We start from the raw sequence: 21,733 nt of genomic DNA, 5'->3' as shown, positions 1-21,733 counted from the left end.
CGCAGTGGATGTTCGTCGGACTCAAAGGTAACAGCCACACCCTCCGCGCAGAAACACTACTTTCGAGTAAGAAAGCGTAAAACTGCAGGACAGAACGCATTGACAAACCAGTACCCAGCCAGCAAAGTTAACACCAATTCTTCAACAGCGTCACCGCTGATCACATGCGGAACCGTCTCGACGGCGGCACTTTTCGAAGGACCCAGGAGGACTCGTGAGAACCCGATTCACCGAGATGTTCGGGGTGGAGCATCCCATCGTCCAGGGCGGCATGATGTGGGTCGGCCGAGCCGAACTCGTGGCCGCCGTGGCCGAGGCGGGGGCGCTCGGCTTCATCACCGCACTGACCCAGCCCACGCCGGAGGATCTCGTACGCGAGATCGAGCGGACCCGCGAACTCACCGACAAGCCGTTCGGTGTCAACCTCACGATCCTGCCCTCGATCAATCCTCCGCCGTACGCCGAGTACCGTCAGGCGATCGTCGACTCCGGCGTGAAGATCGTCGAGACCGCCGGGTTCAACCCGGCCGACCACCTCCCGCATTTCAAGGACGCCGGTATCAAGGTGATCCACAAGTGCACGAGTGTGCGTCACGCGGTCAAGGCCGAACGGATCGGCGTCGACGCGGTGAGCATCGACGGATTCGAGTGTGCAGGGCATCCGGGAGAGGACGACGTTCCGGGTCTGATCCTGATCCCCGCTGCGACGAGCAAACTCACGATCCCGGTCATCGCCTCGGGTGGCATCGCGGATTCCAGGGGGCTCGTCGCGGCGCTCGCCCTCGGGGCCGAGGGAGTGAACATGGGAACACGCTTCATGTGCACCGTCGAATCGCCCGTGGCGCAGGAGGTCAAGGAACAGATCGTTCACAATACCGAACTCGATACCGAGCCCATCTTCCGCACGCTGCGCAACACCGCGCGTGTCGCCTCCAACGCGGTCAGCGAAGAGGTCGTCGACATCGAGTCGCGCGGAGCCGAATTCGGCGACATCGCGCACCTCGTCGCCGGCGCTCGAGGACGCAAGGTGTTCGAGGACGGCGACATCGACGCCGGTATCTGGACGGCCGGGCAGAGCCAGGGGCTGATCCACGACATCCCGACCGTCGCGGACCTCGTCGAACGCATGGTCACCGAGGCCGAGGCCGTCATCACCGGCCGCCTGAACGACATCGTCGGTGCCGACCGGACGGTGCGGGCATGACCGCGAGTACGACGGAGAGTCTGCGCTCCGAACTCTCGGACGGCATTCTGCGGCTGACCATCACACGGCCGAGGCGGATGAACGCCATCGACCTGTCGACGATGAAGGCTCTCGACGACGCGGTGAAGGAAGCCCGGGAGGACGATCGCGTCCGCACGATCGTCGTCACCGGTGAGGGATCTGCCTTCTGCACGGGCGCGGATCTGGCCGCGGGAGCGGCGGACCCTCGGGATCCCGGTGTCGTGATGGACACCGCCAACGACCTGGTGCGCACCATTGCGTCCGTCCCGGTGCCCGTGATCGCTGCCGTCAACGGCCCTGCGGCCGGTGTCGGTGTCTCGATCGCGCTCGCCGCCGACTTGACATATGCGGCCGAGAGTGCCTATTTCCTGCTGGCCTTCGTGAACATCGGACTCATGCCCGACGGGGGAGCGAGTCTTCTCGTGCCCGCGGCGATCGGCCGGGCTCGGGCGGCCGAGATGGCACTGCTCGGCGAACGTGTCTCCGCTGCCGATGCCGACCGCTTCGGATTGGTGGCGCGCACACTGCCCGATGCGGAACTCGGCGCGCACGTCGACGCGATCGCGGCGCGAACCGCGGCCGGCCCGCGACGGGCACTGGAGTTGACGAAGCGTGCCCTCAACGCCTCGACGCTGGCCGCACTCGACGCCGCGCTCGCGCGCGAGAAGGAAGGCCAGGTCGAACTTCTCGGCTCACCGGACTTCGCGGAGGGTGCCATGGCGATGCTCGAGAAGCGCCCCGCCCGTTTCGCCTGAGAGCGGCCTCCACGGGATTGACAATGCACTTCCCGGGCGGGAGCCGATGCCCGGCCCTGTCGCCGGAGCATGCGCTCCCGTCCGGTGAATTCCATGCTCGAGCACCATTTACGGCGCTCGCCGACGCCTCGGCGTCTCGTGACCACGTCGTGACGATCCGATGCGCGAATCGCGGAATCTTCGTTAACAAAACCTCTGGCCCAAACCTATCCGGGCCTGTAATGTGCCTCACACATCGACGGCTCGGCACCGGCCGTGTCCGCACTCCTGCCCCGTCACGAGAGGATCATCGATGGTTCCCCCCTCTGTCGTTTCCGAAGCGGTCGGTAACGAAGCCGCCCGCTTCCGTAGCAACAACTGGAACAATCAGCTGGCTCGTCACGCCCTGATGATTCCCGAGCGCACGGCATTCCGGTTCCGCGGTGAGAGCATCACCTGGTCGCAGCTGGACACGCGTGTCGAGAAGCTCGCAGATGCGCTCTCGCGCCGCGGTATCGGCTTCGGCGACCGCGTGATCATCCTGATGCTCAACCGGCCCGAGTACATCGAGATCGTGCTCGCCGCCAATGCCCTCGGCGCGATCGCGGTGCCGGTGAACTTCCGTCTCACGGCACCCGAAGTGGCGTTCCTCGTGTCGGATTCCGGCGCGAAGGCGATCGTCGCGGAGGGCCCTCTCGTTCCGCTCGCCGATGCCGCGCGTGCCCAGGCCGAGGGGCTCGAACTCTCCATCACGGTCGGGGTCGATCCGCAGGGCGACTCCCTCGCGTACGAGGCGCTCGTCGCCGAAGAGGGCGAACCGCACCCGCATGCTCCGATCCCGAACGACACCCCGGCCCTCATCATGTACACCTCCGGCACGACGGGCCGGCCCAAGGGCGCAGTGCTCACCCATTCCAACCTGGAAGCCCAATCGCTCACCTGTATCCGCGCCTTCCGGTTGTTCGACGAATCCGGCATCGGTTTCTGTGCGTCGCCGATGTTCCACATCGCGGCCCTCGGCTCGATCGCCCCGAGCCTGATGCTCGGTACGCCCACGGTGATCCATCCGGTCGGTGCGTTCGATCCGAACGAATTGCTCGACGTCCTCGAAGCCGAGAACGTCACCAGTCTGTTCCTCGTCCCGGTGCAGTGGCAGGCGATGTGCGCGGCACAGCAGGCGAATCCCCGGAAACTGAAGCTGCGCAACATCTCCTGGGGAGCCGCTCCGAGCTCGGACACCATCTTGCAGGCGATGGCGGAGACCTTCCCCGACGCCTTCAACGTGGCGGTCTTCGGGCAGACCGAGATGTCGCCCATCACATGCGTTCTCGACGGCGACGACGCCATCCGCAAGCTCGGTTCCGTGGGCCGGGTCATCCCCACCATCCAGGCGCGCGTCGTCGACGACGAGATGAACGACGTCGCACCCGGTGAGGTCGGCGAGATCGTCTATCGAGGCCCCACGATGATGCGCGAGTACTGGAACAACCCCACGGCCACGAGCGAGGCGTTCTACGGCGGGTGGTTCCACTCCGGCGACCTCGTGCGCGTCGACGACGAAGGTTTCGTCTACGTCGTGGACCGCAAGAAGGACATGATCATCTCGGGTGGAGAGAACATCTACTGCGCCGAGGTCGAGAACGTGCTCTTCGGACATTCCAAGGTGCTCGAAGCCGCGGTCATCGGCCGTCCGGACTCGAAGTGGGGCGAGGTGCCCGTCGCCGTCGTCGCGCTGAAGTCCGGCCACGACGACCTCAGCATCGAGGAACTGCAGCCCTATCTGAACGAGCACCTCGCTCGGTACAAGCATCCCAAGGAAATCGTGATCGTCGAGGCCCTGCCGCGCAACGCCAGCGGCAAGGTCGTCAAGGGTGAGCTCCGCGGCGGTCTGCCTGCCGTCACTCAGGGCTGATCTCGGGGCGCAACATCGCGCGACGGGGACCGGACCGTGGCAATCGCGTAGGAGGGGTGGCCGGTGACGTTCGAACTGCCCAAGGCGAAAGGGCCGGTACACGACCTGGCCATCCAGGTCGGCGCACTCGTCGGCTTCTCTCTCGAAACCCTCGTGGCCGCGGTCCGGGTTCTCGTCCGGCGTCGCCTGTCACTGGGCGAGACGATCACTCAGGCGCTGTTCATCGCAAAGGTGTGCAGCGGACCGGCCCTGCTGCTCATGCTGCCCGTCGGTGTGCTGATCGCGGTGTCGGTCGGCTCACTGGCGGGCCAGCTCGGCGCGGGCGCCTATTCCGGGGCGATCGTCTCGTTCGTCGTCGTCGGGCAGGCTGCGGCGCTGGTGTGTGCGCTCATGCTCGCCGGGGTCGGCGGATCGGCGATCTGCGCCGATCTCGGCTCACGGACGATCCGTGAGGAGATCGAGGCGATGGAGGTGATGGGACTCGACGTCATCGAGCGGCTCGTCGTCCCGCGCCTGCTCGCCTCGGTTCTCGTCTCGCTCATGCTGTGTTCGCTGGTGACCCTCGTCGGTGTCACCGCGTGCTATCTCTACGAGATCTACCTGAACGACGGTTCTGGGGGTGCGTTCCTGCGGACGCTCGGCGAATACGGGCGCTTGTCCGATTTCGCCACCGCCATGGTCAAATCCGCGTGCTTCGGCATCACCTCCGCGCTCATCGCGTCCTTCAAGGGACTGCATGCGAAGGGAGGGCCGAGCGGCGTTGCCGATGCCGTCAACGAAGGTGTGGTGCTCGCGTTCGTCATGGTCTTCGTCGTCAATACCGTGCTGTCCCAGCTCTACACGGTCATGGTTCCGGCGGTCGGTACGTACTGATGATCTCCTACACCACTTTCGAACGCGCGCGCTCGACCACTCGCAGGCCGGTCGCCGCCACCGTCGACGGCTTCGCGGCGATCGGCCGCCACGTCGTCTTCGGATGCAAGGCGATCGCCGGCATCCCCACCGCGCTCCGACGGTATTTCAAGCACGTCATGTTCCACATCGGTGACGTGAGTTTCGGCTACGCCTCTCTGCTCGCCGGCGGCGGAACGATCGGCATCGTGTTCGCGATGTCCGCCGTCGCGGCGATGATGGTCGGCGTCGAGACCCAGCGCGGACTCGAACTGATCGGCATGACCTCGCTGTCGGGCATGCTCTCGGCCATCGCCAACACCCGCGAACTCGCTCCCGTCGTCGCCTCCATCGCTCTCGCCGCCAAAGTGGGAACCGGCTTCACCGCTCAGCTCGGCGCGATGCGCATCTCCGACGAGATCGACGCACTCGACGCGATGGCGGTGCGCTCCATCCCGTTCCTCGCGAGCACGCGGCTCGTCGCCTCCGCGGTGTGCGTGATCCCGATCTACATGGTCGGCCTGCTCGCCTCGTACGTGGCCACACGTCTGATCGTCGTGAACTTCCAGGGCAACTCGGCCGGAACGTACGACTACTACTTCCATCTCGCGCTCTCGCCGTCGGATCTGTGGTACTCGCTCACGAAGGCCGTGGTGTTCGCCATGATCGTCGCGGTCGTCCACTGCTCCTACGGTTTCTACGCCTCCGGCGGACCCGAGGGGGTGGGGCGTGCAGCCGGACGAGCGCTGCGGACGAGCATTCTCGCGATCGGTGTCACCGACGTCGTGCTGACCTTCGCCCTGTGGGGGCTCGTCCCGACCATCCCGGGGGTCGGCTTGTCATGACCGCCGGCTACCAGCAACCACCGCCCGTGGCCTCCCGGACGAGGCCGGGGCGCGTGAACCGTGCGGCCGGTCCAGGTCGCGCCGCTCTCGCGGTGATCGGTCTGGTCTCGACCGTGGTCATCGTCGTCTCCGGTGCCCTGCTCGTGGCCTCCGGATCCGACATGCTCTCGCGCGATCCGGAGATCACCGCGAATCTGCCCGCCTCCGCGGGGCTGATCTACGGTGCCGCCGGTGTGCAGTATCAGGGTGTCCACGTCGGAAGCATGTCCGCCATCGACGCGGGCGTCACCACCTCGCGGGTGACGATGAAACTCGACCCCGAGGCGCTCGCCGAGATTCCCGCCGCGGTGAGTGTGCGGGTCGTGCCCCGCACACTGTTCGGGGACGTCTTCCTCGAACTCGTGCCGCCGGAGAACCCCGAATACGGTCCCAGGCTCGCGGCGGGTACCGAGATCCCTGCCGACACCTCGGCCGAAGCAGCTCAACTCGCGAATCTCTACTACCGGGCCGCCGATCTCATGCAACAGCTGCGGCCCGAACAACTCGCGGTCGCTCTCGACGCGATGAGCCAGGCACTGCAAGGACGTGGCGCCGCTCTCGGCGAGACCATCGACCGGATGGCCGTGTTGTCGGAAGATCTGGGGCCGCTCGTCGATGCCGGCATCGCCGCTGCACCCCAGGTTGCCGCTGTCACCGAGTCGATGTCCGCGGCCACCGACGACGTCATCGCCGTGATGCGCAACGCATCCGAACTGTCGCAGATCGCGCTCGGCAACGAGGACGGTATCCGCCGTCTGCTGACAGGCGGGGCGTCGCTCGGGCAGCAGAGCGCAGACCTGTTCGCCGCCAACACCGGAAACATCATCTCGGTGGTCCGCAACGGTGCTCCGGTTCTCGGTGCGTTCGCAGCCGACACCCCCGGTCTCGACGACACCCTGCGGTATCTGTCGATCTTCGGCGATGCGGGCGGGCGCGTCTTCCAGACGGGGCATTTCGACATCACCGCCGCGGTGGACTTCTCCGATCCCATGCCGTACACCTCGGCGGACTGTCCTCGCTACGGGCCGTTGGCCGGGTCCAACTGCGGTGATCCGGTACGGACCTCGCCCGCGACCGGCGGGCAGATCGTCGCTGCGAACGCCGAGCGCGGTCCGCTCGGCTTTCTCGAGCAGATCGCCAGGGGAGCGGATCCGGACGATCCGGCATCGCGGGATGCCGGCCCGTCGACCGCCGCCTCGACCCTGCTCGCACCGTTCGTCCGTGGAGCGGAGGTGAGTATTCCGTGAGGGCACCGACGTGGCCGGCCCTGCGTTTGACGGCGTTCTGTGTCCTCGGTGTGCTGGCGGCGGTCGTCGTCGGCAACACTCTCGACCGGCCGGTACGCGGGGCGACGCGCGAGTACGCGGCCGAGTTCACCGATGTGGAAGGTTTGACTCCGGGCAGTGACGTGACGCTCGCGGGTGTGCGCGTCGGGCGGGTCGCCGATGTGCGTTTCCAGCCGCAGGACGACGGAACCTCCCGCGCCCGTGTCGAATTCGAGATCGAATCGGGCCACGCGCTGACCGCCGACGTGACCGCGAAGATCAACTACGGCGACATGATCGGAGTGCGCTACGTCGCTCTCCGCCTGCCGGAGAACTCGGCCGGGAACGCGCTCGAGGAGGGGGCGACGATTCCGGTCGAGCGGACGCAGCCACCGGTGGATCTCACCGCTCTCGTGAACGGATTCAAGCCGCTGTTCGAGGCGATGGACCCGGCCCGGGTCAACTCCCTCGCCCTCTCCGTTGTCGACGCCTTCCAGGGGCAGGGAGGCACGCTCGAATCGCTTCTGCTGCACGTCGCTGCAGTGAGCACCGACATCGTCGACCAGGAGCAGGTGTTCAACGAGGTCATCGCGAATCTCGAACAACTCGCCACGGTCGTCGACCGGCGGAACGAGGACGTCGCGTCACTGATCTCCGGGCTGGGTGTCGTGAGCGAAGCCCTCGCGGGCGATTCCGCCAGGCTGGCGACACTGGTCGACCGGGGTGCTTCGTCGGTCCGTGCGACCGCCGCGCTCATGTCCGGGGGTGCCGCGCCGCTCGGAACCGCGGTGTCCGACCTGCGCACGATGACCGATGCGTGGATCCCGCAGACCGACGACTTCGACCGGGCGATGGCGAATCTGCCGCAGTTGGCCGACAGCATCAACCGGGTCGGCGATTACGGTGGCTGGCTCAACCTCTACATGTGCAACTTCACCGTCATGGCCGATGGTTTCGAGGCGAATCTCTTCGGTTCGGCGTACACGGAGGTGTGCAAGTGAACATCGTGCGGAAATCGAAGGATGCGGTCGCGGCGATCTTCTCGGGACGCCACGACCGCAATGCCGATCCGATCGCGCTCGGCATCGTCGGCATGGTGCTCGTCGCGGTGATCATGCTCGTCGCGGTCTCCCTTCCGCGAGTGAGTTATCTGATCCGTACCGGCTCGTACACAGCAGAATTCGCGAACGCCGCCGGATTGGCGCCGAACGATCCGGTCTATGTCGCCGGTGTTCCGGCCGGACGCGTCGAGACCATGGAACTGGCCGGCGACCGCGTTCTCGTGAAGTTCCGGGTCGACCGGGGGCAGGATCTCGGCGACCGCACCGCCGCGGAAGTCAAGCTCAGGACGATCCTCGGCAAGCGGTATCTGTCCGTCACCCCGGCAGGCGCGGGTGAACTCACAGGCGATCGCATTCCCCTGTCCCGCACCACGGTTCCGTACAGTCTCGACGAGCTGACGACCGACGCCCAGCGGATCGCGGAGGGCCTCGACGTCGACGCGCTCGAGGCCATGATGAAGACCCTTACCGAGACGATGCCGACGAATTCCGAGCAGGTCTCCGACGCCCTCGCCGGTGTCGAGGCCACCTCCCGGATGATTGTCCGCAACGACGAGCGGATCACCTCGCTGCTCCGGTCGGCGAAGTCGCTGAGTTCGATCGTCGGTGAGCAGAGCGAGGATGTCGCCCGGCTGGCGGGCAACAGTACAGCGGTCGTGTCGATCCTCGCGGCCCGGAAGGAAGCGCTCGTACTGCTCGTCGACGACCTGCGGCAGTTGCTCACCACGGCGGAGAGTTTCCTCGCCGACAACTCGGCCGACATCGACGCCCTGCTCGTGAATCTCGAATCGGTGACGGGAACGCTCGAGGACAATGCCGCCAACATCGACCAGGTGCTCGCGAAGTTCCCGGCGGCCCTGCGGGCAGCGGCCGACGCATCCGGTAACGGCAACTGGGTCGATGTGCACGCACCGGCCGGCCCGCTTCCCGACAACTTCCTGTGCTCCGTCGGAGTGATGGAGGGGTGCAATTGAGTACCACCGCGAAGACCTGGACCATCCGTGGATTCGTGATCGTCGTCGTGCTCGCGCTCTGCGCGGCGGGGCTCTGGTACGTGGTGGGCCCGGACCGCACTCGCACGATCGTGGCGCAGTTCGCGTCGGTCAACGGCATCTATCCCGGCAGCAGCGTCGCGGTGCTCGGTATGCCGGTGGGCACGGTCGAGGAGGTGAAATCCGCCGGTCGCGTCGTCGAGGTACGCATGAGCATTCCTCGCGACATCGTCCTGCCGGCGGAAGTGTCGGCCTTCGTGATGAATCCGTCCGTCATCAGCGACCGTTTCGTCGAGCTCGGGCCGGCCTACCGGGAGGGACCGACCTTCGAGGACGGTCACGTCATCCCCGTCGAACGTAGTCACGCCCCGATCAACTGGGACGAGCTGCTCGAGAACGTCGATGTGCTGGCCACCGCACTCGGTCCGGAGGGCGGGGAGATCGGCCGCACGCTGGAGGTCGCCGCCGACGCGACCGACGGGATGGGCGAGGAGATGAATCGTGCCATCACAGCGCTGAGCCAGGCCACCGCGGTGGTGGGCGTGAAGTCCGAGGACATCGGGCAGGTCGTCGACGATCTCGCCGTCGCCCTGGCAGCGATCGAGTCCCGCGAAGGCGACCTGTCCGAACTCGTCCGGGGAATGGGGGAACTCGGGGAAGAACTGCAGCGGCAGAATCTCGACGTCGCCGGGCCGGTCGATCAGCTCGCGGCGATCCTCGACCGGCTCGACGTTCTGCTCGCCGACCGCGGAGGCGACATCGACCGGATCATGGCGAACGCCCGCACGCTGACCGACACCTTCGCCGCGCACGAGGTGGGCTTCGCCGAGATCTTCGATGTTCTGCCGCTCACCGCACAGAACATCGACAACGCGATCGGCGAGAACGGACGTGCCCGGATCCGTCTGAGCGTGTCGACACAGATCGGCCAGTTCCCCCGGGCGCGAGAACTGTGCGAACGCGAGCCGCTGCCGCTGTGTACGGGAGCGGGATTCACCAATCCGATCACGGTGCCCTTCGACCTGGCCGACCCGTTGCAGGATCTCGTCCCGGAATCGCTCGACCGGGCGCTGAATCAGGGAGGGACGCGGTGACTGCGCCCGCCCGTCTGCGTGCGGCCACTCTCCTGACCTGCCTCGCGGCACTGACGAGTGGGTGCGGCCTGAGCCTGCAGGAACTACCGCTCGGCCGCAGTGGCCCCGGCGACACCTACGAGGTGACGGCGGTCTTCGACAGTGCCGACCGGATCGATCCCGGCGCCGAGGTGCGGGCGGGCCAGGCCGTCGTCGGCCGGGTGCGTTCGCTGAGCACCGACGGCGGTCGCGCCTATGTCCGGCTGAGCATGTCGGCCGCCGTGCAGTTCCCCGAGAACGTCGGCGCATCGGTCCGGTTGCCGTCGGCGCTCGGCAGTCCGTTCGTCCGGATCGACCTGCCCGAGGATCCCTCGCCGGGACTGTTGACGGATGGCGACAGTATCGAGCGGACGGAAGTCGGCCCCGACGTCGAGACCACCTTCGCGATGCTCGGGCAGATCGTCAACGGCAGTGGGCTCGACCAGATGCGCACCATCACCACCGAACTCGACGAAGCCTTCGGAGGGCGCGGCGAGAAGATCCGCGACATGCTCGTCCGCTTGGACACCACCATGGCGTTGGCCGACGAGAACAGCGAAAGCTTCGAACGGACGCTCGCCGCAGCCGATTCCGTCACCGAGAGGCTGGCACAGCAGCAGGAGGTGCTCGACCGCAGCATCGTCGACAGTGCCCGGATGGTGGAACTGCTCGCGGCGCAGCAGCAGGATCTCGCAACACTGGTCGCGAGCACGGCCACAGTGGTCGAGTCGGTCGACACCGTGATGGCCGAACAGCAGTCGGCCATCGGTGGCAGCATCGACGATCTCGCGCAGATCACCGCCGGCATCAGGGATTTCAACAACACCGTGGAAGCGGCTCTGGTGAACGTGAACAAGTTCGTGGACGGCTTCAACAGGTCGGTGCGCGGCGACTATCTGCTGTTCGACGGTGCGCTCGACATCCCCGGAGCCATCGATCTGCTCCTCACCGGCGGGATGCCGCTCGACGGCGGCCCTCCGGTCGAGTTGCCGCAGGCCGACGTCGCGGCCGGCCTCGCCGAACTCCTTCTCGGAGGTGTGCGATGAAGCGCGCCGTGCTCGTCCAGGTGATCGTCTTCGTCGCCCTCGGCATCGTCACCACCGTGGTCGGTGTCCGGTACGTGCTCGGGCCGCAGAGCCTCGGCGGCGCGACCCACCTGCACGCTCACCTCGAGGATGCACGGGGTATCGGATCCGGCACCTCGGTGACCTACCGCGGTGTCCAGGTGGGAGAGGTCGCTTCACTGTCGGTCGCCCCTGGCGGGCGGGGATCCGACGCCGTCCTCTCCATCGATCCGGGGGTGCAGATCCCTGCGGGGAGCACCGGGCGGGTCGTCACCGCGACGGCGATCGGCATCCTGAGCGTCGACATCGAACCCGACACCGACCAGGGGCCGTTCCTCGGCGACGGCGACGCGCTGCTCGTCCCGGCCGAGGACCAGGGGTTGCGCCTCGATCAGTTGCTCGTCGACATGACGGCGCTCGTGGAGAGCCTGGACGCGGAGTCGATCGTGACTCTCGGCGAGACGTGGGGAACGGCGCTGGACGGCACCGGACCGGAGCTGCAGGCACTGCTCGAGAATGCCGACGCGCTCTCGCGCATGGTGGCCGATCGTGCCCCGGCCATCGCGTCCCTGCTCGACGAGGGTCTCGGTCTCGTCGATGCGATGGCCGACAACGCGGGCACCTTCCCGGGATCGATGCGGGCGGTGAGAGACGTTTCCGACCAGCTGGTGGGCAGCAGGGATTCGCTCGTCTACCTGGTGGACCGGTCACCCGAGGCGCTCGCGCGGACCGAGGAACTGTTCGCCGCGACGCGCGACGACTTCGGCGTCCTGCTGACGAATCTCGTCACGGTCGGGGAGGTGATCGGGCCTCGCGCCCCGTCGCTGAGTGCCGGACTCGACGCGCTGCCCGCGGCGATGAAGGACCTGACCAGCGTCGTCGAAGGGGATCGCGGCAACTTCGCACTCGTCGCCACGCAGGGGCCGGTCTGCTACTACGACACACAGCGCCGCATGATCGGCGACGAGAGTCCTCGCGAGGCGAATCTGTCGCTCTACTGCCCACCCGGTGAGGACGTCGGTCAGCGCGGCGCGTACACGGCGCCGAGACCGGACGCGACGGGACTGACGAACTACACCACTCCGGGCAAGGTCACCGGTCCGGACATGGCCGACGATCCCCTGCTCATCCCGACCGGAGTGGAAGCGTTGAACTACTGGCAGAAGCTGTTGGAAGGACTGGGCGGATGACACCCACCGATGTGCCGACCGAGAAGGATGCCGAGGAGACCGACGCCGGTTCGGCAGGCTCTCCACCGGAGGTCCCCCGGGATGCGCCGGCTCGTGGGGGCGCGGCCGGGTGGATCACCCTCGCGGTGATCGCGATACTGCTCGCCGCCACCGCGTTCTTCGGCTTCCGGTGGTGGCAGGCCGAGCAGGACGCCGCGCTGCGGGAGGAGGCCGTCGCCGAGGCGCGTGAATACGCCGTCGTCCTCGGGACATACGACTATCGTTCCTTCGACGACAATCTCGCCGCGGTGACCGCGAACTCCACCGAGGAGTTCGCCGCCAGATACGACAGTGTGGCCGGCGACCTGCGCGGACTCGTCGAAAACGGTGAGGGTACGTCGACGGCGCGAGCGGATCATGCCGGGCTCGAGAGTTTCGACGGCGAGGTCGCCACGGTGCTGGTCTTCCTCGACCAGGACGTGAAGAACGTCGTGGTACCGGAAGGGCGTACCGACGCCACCCGCTTTCTCATCACCCTGAAGCGGATCGACGGCCGCTGGTTGCTCGACGGAGCCGACGCGCGCTGATCCTCGAAGATCGGCGTTGCACATCTCGAGAATAAGACTATCTTTCTCGGAAAGTCTTATTGTCGCGAGAGGTTCTTCGAATGACGTTGCGGTTCATCTTCCACTACCCGGAGATCAACGGGCCCGAGGGTGACGTGCTCGATCCCGGGCCCGTCCGGGATGTGGCCGTCGCCGCCGAGAAAGCGGGATTCGACGCGTTCGCGTTCAGCGAGCATCCTGCGCCCGGTGCCCGATGGCTCTCGGCCGGAGGGCACCAGACCCTCGACCCGTTCGTCGCACTCGGATATGTCGCCGGGGCGACCGAGCGGCTGCGTCTGCTGACCTACCTGGCGGTCGCGCCCTACCGGAATCCGATGCTCCTCGCCAAGGCTGCGGCCAGCCTGGACAAGCTCTCGGGTGGGCGCTTCACGCTCGGTCTCGGAGTGGGTTACCAGAAGAGTGAGTTCCACGCGCTCGGCGTCGATTTCGACGAACGCAACGCCCTCTTCGACGAAGCGCTCGACGTGCTTCCGCTCCATTGGCGCGGTGAGCCCTTCGATTACCGGGGCCGCCACTTCAGTGCCCGCGACATCATCGCCCGGCCTCGGCCGGTGCAGGATCCGATACCCATCTGGATCGGCGGGAATTCGAAGCTCACGCGGCGGCGGGTCGCACAGCGTGCGCAGGGATGGATGCCGATGTCGGGAGGCGGGCAACTCAGTGCCACCGCTCGTACCCGCACGCTCGGCCCCCTCGAAGAACTGGGGGAGCAGATCGCCGACGTCCGATCCGGCGCACTCGCTGCGGGCCGCACGGACCGGATCGACGTCGTGTATTCCTACGGCACCGAACTCATGTCGTCGACCGCAGGACCCGACCGGCACCGCGAGGTGTTCGCCGAGCTGGAGAAGGCCGGGGTCGACTGGGTGTCCGTCTCGTGCCGTATCGAGGGCCTGTCGGCCACAGTCGATTTCCTCGAGTCGTTCGGCTCGACCTATCTGTCGTGAAGGAGCCCGCAATGGGGTGGTTCGAGGAACGCGCAGGGCTCGCCGGGGCGGTTGCGGTGATCACGGGTGGCGCGGGTGGGCTCGGGGAGTCGATCGTCCGGGACCTCGCGGCCAACGGCGTGCGCCCGGCCGTTCTGGATATCGACGCGGATGCCGCCGAAGCGCTCCGCTCCGATCTCGTCGCCGCGGGAACCGAGTGTCTCGTGCACTGCGGCGACGTCCGCGATCCTGCCGTCCTGGCCGGCCTGTTCGATGCGGTGGACGAACGGTGGGGACGCGTCGACATCCTGGTGAACATCGTCGGCGGCACCTTCCGGTCGCCCTTCGTCGACACCTCGCCGAAGGGCTGGGATGCCCTCGTGCGTACCAACCTGTCCCACGTGCTGCAGGCGTGCTCGCTCGCAGTTCCCCGGATGCGGGAGGGCGGACGCGGCGGGAGCATCGTGAACATCACGACGATCGAGGCGCACCGGGCCGCACCCGGCTATGCGGTCTACTCCGCGGCGAAGGCGGCCGTCGAGCAGTTCGCCCGGACTCTCTCCGTGGAGGTGGCACCGTACGGGATCCGGGTGAACAACGTCGCTCCCGATTTCGTGCCCACTCCCGGACTGGAGAAACTCGCAGTCGGGGAGCATGCTCTGGCCGACGCCACCAGTGCCGGGATCGCGATTCCGATGGGACGTGTGGGGCACGTCCACGATGTCTCGAACTGCGTGGTGTTCCTCGCATCCGGGTTGTCGTCGTTCGTCACCGGGACGACCCTCCACCCCGACGGCGGCGTCCTCGCGTCGTCGGGGTGGTTCAACTGGCCGGGCACCGGCTGGGCGAACTACGCCCCGGCGAGCGTCCTCGAAGGGATGTCGTCGGTACCTGCCGGCTGAGGGCGCGGAACGGTGAAGGTCGCAGCCACACATGCGATCGCGACGACGAAGCACGCCAGGGTGTACCACAGGTTGCCGATGGGGTCGCCGTTCTCGGTGACCCCATCGACCGCGGCGAAGTAGTCGGGCAGCGCACCGATCCACAGCACGGCCATCACGACGAGATAGACGAGGGCGTACCAGCGGACGAGGTCGTTGGAATAGGGACGCTCGGAGCCGTTGTTGCGCAAGCGCACCCATTGGCGTGAGAGCACATAGATCGCCACGATCGACAGGATCACGAGTTCGGCCGCGTAGATCGTTGCCCGAACCGTCGTGCTGCCCATGCCGATGACGGTCGCCGGCGCAGGGAGGATCACCACACCCACGGACGCGAGTAGTCCGACGGTGATCGTGCGCCAGGTCAGTTCGAGCCCGCCGAAGGTGCGACCGGCGTCGATGTGCCGGCCGACGAAGAACTGCGCGCAGAATGCGAGCGACATCGGCCACAGGGCAGCGAAGACCACGACGCTCGGGAGCGGAACGGAGTCGAAGAAGGGCTGGTTGATCGGGTTGTCGAGCGACCACTCCCACCACCGCAGCTGCGGTCCGAGGTGATCGAAGATCTCGTAGAAGGCGTGGTGGACGAAGCCCACGCAGACGGCGCCGACGACGGTGCCGTACTGCCGGAACACCCCGAGCATCCGAACGATGTCGAACGCGATCGTCGCCATCATCGGGTAGATCGCGATGATGTACAGCGGCAGGCGTCCCCACATGAACTCGACGGTGAACACGTTGTGCGCGAACATCGTGTCGAGGTAGTCCTCCACGCCGAAGGCGTCGGGGAAGTACAGCAGCGGTTCGATGATGAACAGGAACGCGAGGGTGCCGAGCCAGACGACGAGGTTCGTGGCGTCACCGGTGCGCCGCAACCGGACGATCGCGTACACGAGCATCAGCACCGCCCCGAGCACGATGGTCAGCTCGAGGACGGGCAGCGTCCAGTTCTCCAGCGCGAACGGACTGCGCAGTTCGAAGATCCCCCCGGCTTCGTCGCACGAGAATCCGAGGCGGGTCGAGAGGTCCTCGAAGGTGGGCGAGCACAGGTCCGACATCAGTTGTTCCTCCCGCCCACGGTTTCCGCCGTGTACCAGTGCGAGACGTCGTAGCCTTCGTCGAATCGACGGAACCACACGTCGGCGAGGGCCGGCAGCTTCTCGTGGTCGGGATTGTGCTTGGGCATCTGGCTGCGGATGATGCCCACCAGCGCGACGAGCTGTTCGCCGAGCGGCAGGACGTCGAAGGCGCGCGGCATCGGGCCGTGATCCTGGTACTGGAGGAACGGCAACCGGCGCCGCAGGTTCTGCTTACGGCGGTGCGACGCGAACATCGACATCGTGTCGATCTTCCGTTCCTCCAGCGGCACATGCTTGTTGAAGCCCTCGCACGCGATGGCGATGACGTCGAGCACGTGCTTGAACACCGAGGGGGCCTGCCGCATGCGGTACAGATCGCTGCCGACCACCGCGTCGAAGATGATGAGCGCCGAACTGCGGTGTTCGACCTCCTCGACGAAATGCCAGATGAACAACGAGGCGACCCGGTCGTCGCCGGGGCGGAAGAGCGCCGCGTCGTTGTCGAGCATGAGCTTGAAGACGGGAGTGAAGGTCGCCTCGAGATCGGCGGTGTACGCGAGGCGGTATTCGGGGGAAGTCTCGGCGGTGAGCTTGTCGAAGGCGCCGATGACGTCGTCGAGCGTCTCCTGCAACTCCGGATAGCTCTTGATCAGTCCCTTCACGTGCTGCCGGTGGGCGGTGGAGTGCTGCCCCTCCTGGTACATGAAGGCGTTGGCCTCTTCGAGGACCTCGGGATCGGTGATGCGCGGGGTGATCTCGCGGATCATGTTGACGATCATCTTCTCGAAGCCGATCGCGAGGAACGAGACGGCGTTGGCCATGCTCGAGAAGGCCGGGTTCTCCTCGTTCCACAGGAACGGCACGTCGTAATCCGCGAATGCGAAACGCATCTTGCGGACCTGCAGGTTCGTCATGGGGCGGTACCTCGTCTCTTCGACGCCGGGCTGGCTGTGGACCTGTTTCGGGACACCGTCGGGAGGACCTCTAACGAGCCGGGAGGCCCCGATCGGAGTGAACATACACGAAATGCGTCATGTGTATGATAGGTGTCCCATTCGCTCGCGGGAGCCCGTTTCGCACCACATCCACCGAGGTCGGCTGTGTTACCGTCGGGCCTTCTCCAGGCGACGGCTCGAGGAAGCGCGAAGTGGCACGTAGACGTGGGTGGGGTGGGAGTCCTCCCGCCGACGACGAAGAGGCGTCGCAGCGGATCGTTGCCGCCGCCGTCGACCTGATCGACCGGACCGGCGCGGAGATCAACATCGCCGATGTGGCCCAGTCCCTCGGGGTGATCCGCCAGACGGTCTACCGCTACTTCCCCAGCGCGGACGCCCTCATGCGTGCGGCCGCCATCGCCTCGGTCGAAGGATTCCTGGAACGACTCACCCGGCAGGTCGCGGGACTCGACGATCCGGTCGAGGCCATGACCGAAGGTGTGGTCTACACGCTCGCGGAGGTGCGTCGCACCCCGCATCTCGGCATCCTGCTGTCGAGCACCTATTCGAACCCGCATCCCGAAGCGATCGCCTCGGAGGAGGCGTGGATGTTCGGCATGGCGATGATCAAGCGGTTCGACGTCGACTGGGAGGAACACGGCTACGACGACGACTCCCTCGCGGAGCTGGTCGAGTACGTGCTGCGCACGATGCAGTCGTTCTTCGTCTCGCCGGGAACCCCGCCACGCTCCGACGACGATCTGCGCCGCTACCTGCGACGATGGATGGGTACGGCGATGCTCGCCCAGCGGGAGTGGGATTCCGGCAATCCCGCGAAGCGCGACTGCTCTCCCGTAGAGTCCGGCTCGTGACGAACGAGCAGCAGATCAGGCGTGCCGATCGTACGCGCGACGGCGATCCCCAGAACGTTCCCCGCCCGCTGGAGGGTGAAGCCGACCGCACGGTGGTGGAGACGACCTGGGGCGAGGTGCAGCCGATGCAGGTGGTGGCGGGCGTGGCGACCGTCGGTGAACTCGAGGTGATCGAACTGCTCGACCGGGGCGCTGCGCTGGTGGACACGCGGGTGCCCGATTCCCGGAGCGGGGTGAGCCTCCCCGGTGCCGTGAACATCCCGCACGAGGATATCGTCGCGAGAAAGGACGAGCTCGATACCGCCCGGACGACGATCGTCTTCTGCAACGGTCCCCAGTGCCCTCAGTCGCCCGACGCGATCCGGAAGCTGATCGACGCGGGATATCCCGCGTCCGCGCTCGCCTACTACCGCGGAGGCCTGCACGATTGGGCGACTCTGGGATACCCCCTCGCTTCGGTCTGACCGGCAGCACGAAAAGGCTTGCATTCTCACTGTGACGTAGCTAACATCGAAGGTGCGAATCGAGCTTATGAGACGTCCGCGGACGACAGAGAGAAGCTCGTGAAGCAGAGATCCGGCCCGGAGAACGCGTAAAGCGAATCACCGGGCCGAACCCCTGTTCAGGGGAGGTTTCGCGGCCGATCGCCGCGACTGCAGCAGGGGTTGCACAGGGCGTCTGGGAGGCGGTCGCGCCCCACTTGCACGCCGCGGGGTTCGCACCTTCGCCCCGGATCAGCGCGGCTACTCGCCCGGCGCCCCACCACCCCGCCGCCGTGACTACGGCCTCGACCTGCTCGTCGGCGACGTCGCGGCGCTCATCGAGTCGGTACCCGGTGGTCGCGCGCACGTTGTCGGCCACGACTGGGGAGCTGCCGTCGCGGGGGTGCTCGCGGCGCATCGTCCCGATCTCGTCCGCACCGTGACGGCGGTGTCCGTTCCGCATCCGACGGCGTTCATGCGCTCGTTCTTCACCAGCGGGCGATCGGATCCGCCGGGGTCGACGCGACGGCCCACTACGTCAGTGGGCCGTACCGACGGGAAACGCTCGTCGGTACGAGCCACTGGATTCCCGACGAGGAGCCGGAGAAGCTCGCGCGGCTGGTCCTCGAACACATCGCCGCGCACGGTTGATCACTCAGGCGCGCAACCGTTCCTGCCGCAGCAGATCGACCTCGGGCAGATCCAGCGGCGGCAGCGAGTCGACTCCCAGAGCGCGCATCAGGAGATGATCGGCGAGCTCGGGATTGCGGGCGAGCACGGGACCGTGCAGATAGGTGCCGATCACCGAACCCTGCACGGCACCTTCGAGTCCGTCGCCCACGCCGTTGCCGACACCGCGGTCGACGCGGCCGAGTCCGGTGGCATCGGACCCGAGAGTCGTTCCACCGCGGTGGTTCTCGAATCCCGTCAGCGGCTGGGTGAGGCCGGAGAGGGTGGGGCGGATGACAATCTCGCCGATCGCGCGGGTCTGCTGCGGCGAGGTGGTCGCGTCGAGGATGCCGACACCGTCGACGCGTTCGCCCGAGGACGTCTCGTACCAGTGGCCGAGCACCTGGATCGCGGCACAGATGGCCAGCACGGGCGCTCCGCGCTCGGCGGCGCGCTGCAGACCCGGATAACGCTGCAGGTGCCGCGTGGCCAGTCGCTGCGCGGCGTCCTCGGCACCACCGAGGGTGTAGAGATCGAGGGACTCGGGGACGGGATCGTTCAGTCCGATCTCGACGATCTCGGCGTCGTGACCGCGCATCCGCAGGCGCTGGCGCAGCACCAGGGCGTTGCCTCCGTCGCCGTAGGTGCCCATCACGTCGGGCAGGACGAGTCCGATGCGGACGGTCGACTCAGACATGGGCAGCTCTCCTGGCGATGGCGGTGTTGAGATCGCGGAACGCGGTGTAGTTGGCGAGCACCTCCACGCGGCCGGGAGGGCACGAGGCGATGGCCTTCAGCGGATCCGGCACCAGCGTGTGCTCGACACCCGCGTAGGTCAGGCGGACGGCGAGATCGGTGCCGCGTTCTCCGGCTGCCACCACCTGCACGCCTTCGAAGTGTTCGAAGCGGACGTCCCACAGCCACGACAGGTCCTCACCGTCGGGCACCTGACCGTTGACGGCGATCACCAGGCCGTCGACGGTCGGGTCGATCATCGACAGGGCCTCCTGCCAGCCGGCGGGGTTCTTCGCGAGCAGCATGTGCACCGAATGCGGTCCGACCTGCACCGTCTTGTAGCGACCGGCGACCTCTTCGACGACCGAGGCGGCAGCGACGGCCTTCGCCGGATCGGCACCGAGGGCGACGGCGGCCGCGACCGCCTGGGCGGCGTTGCCCCGGTTGGCGCGACCGGGGAGGGTCAGCTTCAGCGGGAGGACGAGGCCGTCCGGTCCGTACAGGTTCTCGTCGTCGACCCACCAGTCCGGTGTCGGCCGGGCGAAGTCGGAGCCGGTGCTGTACCAGTGGTCGCCTTCGCGGGCGATCGGCTCGCCCGTGCGCGGGCAGCTCACCGAGTCGTTGGCCCAGCCGGCGCCGGCGGCGACCCACACGACGTTCGGGTTGTCGTAGGCGGCGGACGTGACGAGCACGTCGTCGCAGTTCGCGACGATCACGGCGTCGGGATGCCGCTTCAGGCCCTCACGCAGCTTCCGCTCGATCATGTTGATCTCGCCGACCCGGTCGAGCTGGTCGCGGGTGAGGTTGAGCAGCACGATCGCGCGGGGCTCGAGGGCGTCGGCGACGTGCGGGGTGTGGAGTTCGTCGACCTCGATCGCGGCGAGCGGCGCCCGGAGATCGGTGGCGAGCGCGGCGACGATCCCGGCGTCCATGTTCGCGCCGTCCGCCTGGGTGACGACCGAATCGATCGTCTCGAGCGCGGCGGCCGTCATACGGGTCGTTGTGGACTTGCCGTTCGTCCCGGTGACGAGCACGGTCTGCCGGCCGTGGCCGAGCTGCTTCATCAGTGCCGGGTCGATCTTCAGGGCGACGAGCCCTCCGATCATCGAGCCCTTACCGCGTCCGGCCTTCTGGGACGCCCACGCGGCGGCTCGGGCTGCGCGCAATGCGAGCCGTCCACGTGCGGTGATTCCTGTGCTGGTTCCCACGTCGGCGAGTGTTCCACAGGCGCGGGAGCGTTGTGTCGCCGGAGGAGCGTCCTGCTCGTCACACTGCGGTGTCCGCCCTGGGCGGCGAGGGCTCCGACGATGACGATCACACCGCCGATCAGGGAGGACGGTGCCGGTCGCTCGCCGAGCGTGATCCACGCGACGGTGAACCCGACGACCGGCACCATGAGGGAGAGCGGCGCGACGGCCCCGGCGGGATAGCGCGACAGCAGCGAGGCGTAGATGCCGGTGCCGGCGATCGTGCCCGCCAGGACGACGTAGATGAGTCCGGCCAGCGCCAGGCCCCCGTCCAGGGTGGTGACGACGGTATCGAGGGTCGACCACGCCTGCGGGCCCTCGACGAACCAGGAGATTCCGAAGAAGGGGAGCACGGGCACGACGCACATCCACAGCATCAGGCGCATGGGGTCGGCAGCGCCCGCCTTGCGGGTCGCGATGTTGCCGACCGCCCACGACAGACCGGCGAGCACGGCGAGGGTCATGGGGATCAGGCTCGCGTCCGCGGCGCCCTGCCCTACGGCGACGATCACCATGCCGGACACGGCGACGACGAGACCGGCGAGGCGGACGCCGTCGAGCCGTTCGCGCAGGAACAATACGGCGAGCAGGACCGTGAAGGGCGCGGACGACTGCAGTACGAGCGACGCGAGGCCCGTGGGTAGACCGGCCTCCATCGCCCAGAACAGGAAGGCGAACTGGGCGAAGCCGAACCCGGCGCCGTAGAGCAGGAGCCAGCGCAGGGGAACGGCGGGTCGCGGGATGAACAGCAGGACCGGGACGGCGATGATCGCGAAGCGCAGTCCGGCGAAGAAGAACGGCGGGAAGTGGTCGAGGCCCAGTCTGATCGCGAGGAAGTTGCATCCCCAGAGCACCACGACGGTGAACGCGAGCAGACGGTCCCGGAACGGCATGCCGTCAATTCTTTGCGCA

General features: G+C 67.1%; 21 protein-coding genes and 1 pseudogene. 17 read left to right on the top strand and 5 right to left on the bottom strand.

Translation table 11 applies throughout. The features are described from left to right. Positions 1–214 precede the first annotated feature (214 nt). The 14 genes from K3M35_RS20445 to K3M35_RS20380 all read left to right on the top strand — a co-directional run bounded on the left by K3M35_RS20445 (position 215) and on the right by K3M35_RS20380 (position 14,763). Positions 215–1,204 carry a nitronate monooxygenase family protein gene (locus tag K3M35_RS20445; protein ID WP_308257097.1) on the top strand — a complete coding sequence of 330 codons (990 nt, stop codon included), beginning with the start codon at positions 215–217 and terminating at the stop codon, positions 1,202–1,204. Then, on the top strand, positions 1,201–1,980 hold the full coding sequence (locus K3M35_RS20440) for an enoyl-CoA hydratase (protein WP_220666916.1): 780 nt from the start codon (positions 1,201–1,203) through the stop codon (positions 1,978–1,980). Before K3M35_RS20445 ends, K3M35_RS20440 begins: the two co-directional genes overlap by 4 nt. Positions 1,981–2,272: 292 nt before the next feature. Beyond that, positions 2,273–3,871, top strand: coding sequence for a fatty-acid--CoA ligase FadD5 (gene fadD5 / locus K3M35_RS20435; RefSeq protein WP_064061156.1), 1,599 nt, complete (start codon positions 2,273–2,275; stop codon positions 3,869–3,871). 63 nt (positions 3,872–3,934) lie between these two features. Next, positions 3,935–4,744: an ABC transporter permease gene (locus K3M35_RS20430; RefSeq protein WP_220666915.1), complete on the top strand. Its 810-nt coding sequence runs from the start codon at positions 3,935–3,937 to the stop codon at positions 4,742–4,744. Continuing rightward, complete coding sequence (locus tag K3M35_RS20425) at positions 4,744–5,607, top strand: ABC transporter permease (RefSeq protein ID WP_064061154.1); 864 nt, start codon at positions 4,744–4,746, stop codon at positions 5,605–5,607. Before K3M35_RS20430 ends, K3M35_RS20425 begins: the two co-directional genes overlap by 1 nt. A 53-nt stretch (positions 5,608–5,660) precedes the next feature. Then, on the top strand, positions 5,661–6,893 hold the full coding sequence (locus tag K3M35_RS20420) for an MCE family protein (protein WP_308257096.1): 1,233 nt from the start codon (positions 5,661–5,663) through the stop codon (positions 6,891–6,893). Continuing rightward, positions 6,890–7,912, top strand: a complete 1,023-nt coding sequence (locus K3M35_RS20415) for an MCE family protein (RefSeq protein WP_220666914.1) — start codon at positions 6,890–6,892, stop codon at positions 7,910–7,912. Before K3M35_RS20420 ends, K3M35_RS20415 begins: the two co-directional genes overlap by 4 nt. Next, the gene (locus tag K3M35_RS20410; protein ID WP_220666913.1) at positions 7,909–8,946 is read left to right on the top strand and encodes an MCE family protein; all 1,038 of its coding nucleotides are present in this window, start codon (positions 7,909–7,911) and stop codon (positions 8,944–8,946) included. The genes K3M35_RS20415 and K3M35_RS20410 overlap by 4 nt, the downstream gene beginning before the upstream one ends. Continuing rightward, the gene (locus K3M35_RS20405) at positions 8,943–10,058 is read left to right on the top strand and encodes an MCE family protein (protein ID WP_232512434.1); all 1,116 of its coding nucleotides are present in this window, start codon (positions 8,943–8,945) and stop codon (positions 10,056–10,058) included. The genes K3M35_RS20410 and K3M35_RS20405 overlap by 4 nt, the downstream gene beginning before the upstream one ends. Further along, positions 10,055–11,122, top strand: a complete 1,068-nt coding sequence (locus K3M35_RS20400; protein ID WP_308257095.1) for an MCE family protein — start codon at positions 10,055–10,057, stop codon at positions 11,120–11,122. Before K3M35_RS20405 ends, K3M35_RS20400 begins: the two co-directional genes overlap by 4 nt. Beyond that, positions 11,119–12,330, top strand: a complete 1,212-nt coding sequence (locus tag K3M35_RS20395; RefSeq protein WP_220666912.1) for an MlaD family protein — start codon at positions 11,119–11,121, stop codon at positions 12,328–12,330. Before K3M35_RS20400 ends, K3M35_RS20395 begins: the two co-directional genes overlap by 4 nt. Continuing rightward, the gene (locus K3M35_RS20390) at positions 12,327–12,896 is read left to right on the top strand and encodes a hypothetical protein (RefSeq protein ID WP_064061150.1); all 570 of its coding nucleotides are present in this window, start codon (positions 12,327–12,329) and stop codon (positions 12,894–12,896) included. The genes K3M35_RS20395 and K3M35_RS20390 overlap by 4 nt, the downstream gene beginning before the upstream one ends. 80 nt (positions 12,897–12,976) lie before the next feature. Beyond that, positions 12,977–13,882 (top strand): LLM class F420-dependent oxidoreductase, encoded by a 906-nt coding sequence (locus tag K3M35_RS20385; RefSeq protein ID WP_220666911.1) that lies wholly within the window; start codon positions 12,977–12,979, stop codon positions 13,880–13,882. 11 nt (positions 13,883–13,893) lie between these two features. After that, positions 13,894–14,763 carry an SDR family NAD(P)-dependent oxidoreductase gene (locus K3M35_RS20380; protein WP_064061149.1) on the top strand — a complete coding sequence of 290 codons (870 nt, stop codon included), beginning with the start codon at positions 13,894–13,896 and terminating at the stop codon, positions 14,761–14,763. Here K3M35_RS20380 and K3M35_RS20375 read toward each other — a convergent pair. Then, positions 14,712–15,860: a hypothetical protein gene (locus tag K3M35_RS20375; protein ID WP_220666910.1), complete on the bottom strand. Its 1,149-nt coding sequence runs from the start codon at positions 15,858–15,860 to the stop codon at positions 14,712–14,714. The genes K3M35_RS20380 and K3M35_RS20375 overlap by 52 nt on opposite strands. Continuing rightward, the gene (locus tag K3M35_RS20370) at positions 15,860–16,795 is read right to left on the bottom strand and encodes a metal-dependent hydrolase (RefSeq protein ID WP_064061147.1); all 936 of its coding nucleotides are present in this window, start codon (positions 16,793–16,795) and stop codon (positions 15,860–15,862) included. Before K3M35_RS20370 ends, K3M35_RS20375 begins: the two co-directional genes overlap by 1 nt. 233 nt (positions 16,796–17,028) lie before the next feature. Between K3M35_RS20370 and K3M35_RS20365 the strand changes: the two genes are divergently transcribed. The 3 genes and pseudogenes from K3M35_RS20365 to K3M35_RS20355 all read left to right on the top strand — a co-directional run. Beyond that, positions 17,029–17,688, top strand: coding sequence for a TetR/AcrR family transcriptional regulator (locus tag K3M35_RS20365; RefSeq protein ID WP_006552456.1), 660 nt, complete (start codon positions 17,029–17,031; stop codon positions 17,686–17,688). Next, entirely contained in the window at positions 17,685–18,152 is a 468-nt protein-coding gene (locus K3M35_RS20360) for a rhodanese-like domain-containing protein (protein WP_064061146.1), read from the top strand. Before K3M35_RS20365 ends, K3M35_RS20360 begins: the two co-directional genes overlap by 4 nt. A gap of 154 nt (positions 18,153–18,306) precedes the next feature. Continuing rightward, positions 18,307–18,678: pseudogene (locus K3M35_RS20355) on the top strand (alpha/beta fold hydrolase); the annotation flags it as partial. Between the two features lie 147 nt (positions 18,679–18,825). On the opposite strand, the gene K3M35_RS20350 reads toward K3M35_RS20355, so the two are convergent. Genes K3M35_RS20350 through K3M35_RS20340 form a run of 3 tightly spaced genes read right to left on the bottom strand, consistent with a single transcriptional unit; the run spans position 18,826 to position 21,714 of the window. Continuing rightward, positions 18,826–19,536, bottom strand: coding sequence for a type 1 glutamine amidotransferase (locus K3M35_RS20350; RefSeq protein WP_006552453.1), 711 nt, complete (start codon positions 19,534–19,536; stop codon positions 18,826–18,828). Then, positions 19,529–20,782, bottom strand: a complete 1,254-nt coding sequence (locus K3M35_RS20345; RefSeq protein WP_024102795.1) for a Mur ligase family protein — start codon at positions 20,780–20,782, stop codon at positions 19,529–19,531. The genes K3M35_RS20350 and K3M35_RS20345 overlap by 8 nt, the downstream gene beginning before the upstream one ends. After that, a complete protein-coding gene (locus tag K3M35_RS20340) occupies positions 20,677–21,714 on the bottom strand; it encodes an EamA family transporter (protein ID WP_220666909.1) in 1,038 nt (345 codons plus the stop codon). The genes K3M35_RS20345 and K3M35_RS20340 overlap by 106 nt, the downstream gene beginning before the upstream one ends. Positions 21,715–21,733: the final 19 nt, after the last annotated feature.

It is taken from the genome of Rhodococcus sp. DMU2021 (assembly GCF_019641445.1).
In the GTDB taxonomy this organism is placed as follows: domain Bacteria; phylum Actinomycetota; class Actinomycetes; order Mycobacteriales; family Mycobacteriaceae; genus Rhodococcus; species Rhodococcus pyridinivorans.
The sequence above is the reverse complement of the archived record's forward strand: the minus strand, read 5'-3'. Positions and strand labels throughout refer to the sequence as shown.

Bases quoted from the DNA above. Each gene is read 5' to 3' on its own strand.
- K3M35_RS20440 (WP_220666916.1), top strand. From the start codon at position 1,201: ATGACCGCGAGTACGACGGAGAGTCTGCGCTCCGAACTCTCGGACGGC.
- fadD5 (WP_064061156.1), top strand. From the start codon at position 2,273: ATGGTTCCCCCCTCTGTCGTTTCCGAAGCGGTCGGTAACGAAGCCGCC.
- K3M35_RS20425 (WP_064061154.1), top strand. From the start codon at position 4,744: ATGATCTCCTACACCACTTTCGAACGCGCGCGCTCGACCACTCGCAGG.
- K3M35_RS20395 (WP_220666912.1), top strand. From the start codon at position 11,119: ATGAAGCGCGCCGTGCTCGTCCAGGTGATCGTCTTCGTCGCCCTCGGC.
- K3M35_RS20390 (WP_064061150.1), top strand. From the start codon at position 12,327: ATGACACCCACCGATGTGCCGACCGAGAAGGATGCCGAGGAGACCGAC.
- K3M35_RS20385 (WP_220666911.1), top strand. From the start codon at position 12,977: ATGACGTTGCGGTTCATCTTCCACTACCCGGAGATCAACGGGCCCGAG.
- K3M35_RS20380 (WP_064061149.1), top strand. From the start codon at position 13,894: ATGGGGTGGTTCGAGGAACGCGCAGGGCTCGCCGGGGCGGTTGCGGTG.
- K3M35_RS20375 (WP_220666910.1), bottom strand. From the start codon at position 15,860: ATGTCGGACCTGTGCTCGCCCACCTTCGAGGACCTCTCGACCCGCCTC.
- K3M35_RS20370 (WP_064061147.1), bottom strand. From the start codon at position 16,795: ATGACGAACCTGCAGGTCCGCAAGATGCGTTTCGCATTCGCGGATTAC.
- K3M35_RS20350 (WP_006552453.1), bottom strand. From the start codon at position 19,536: ATGTCTGAGTCGACCGTCCGCATCGGACTCGTCCTGCCCGACGTGATG.
- K3M35_RS20340 (WP_220666909.1), bottom strand. From the start codon at position 21,714: ATGCCGTTCCGGGACCGTCTGCTCGCGTTCACCGTCGTGGTGCTCTGG.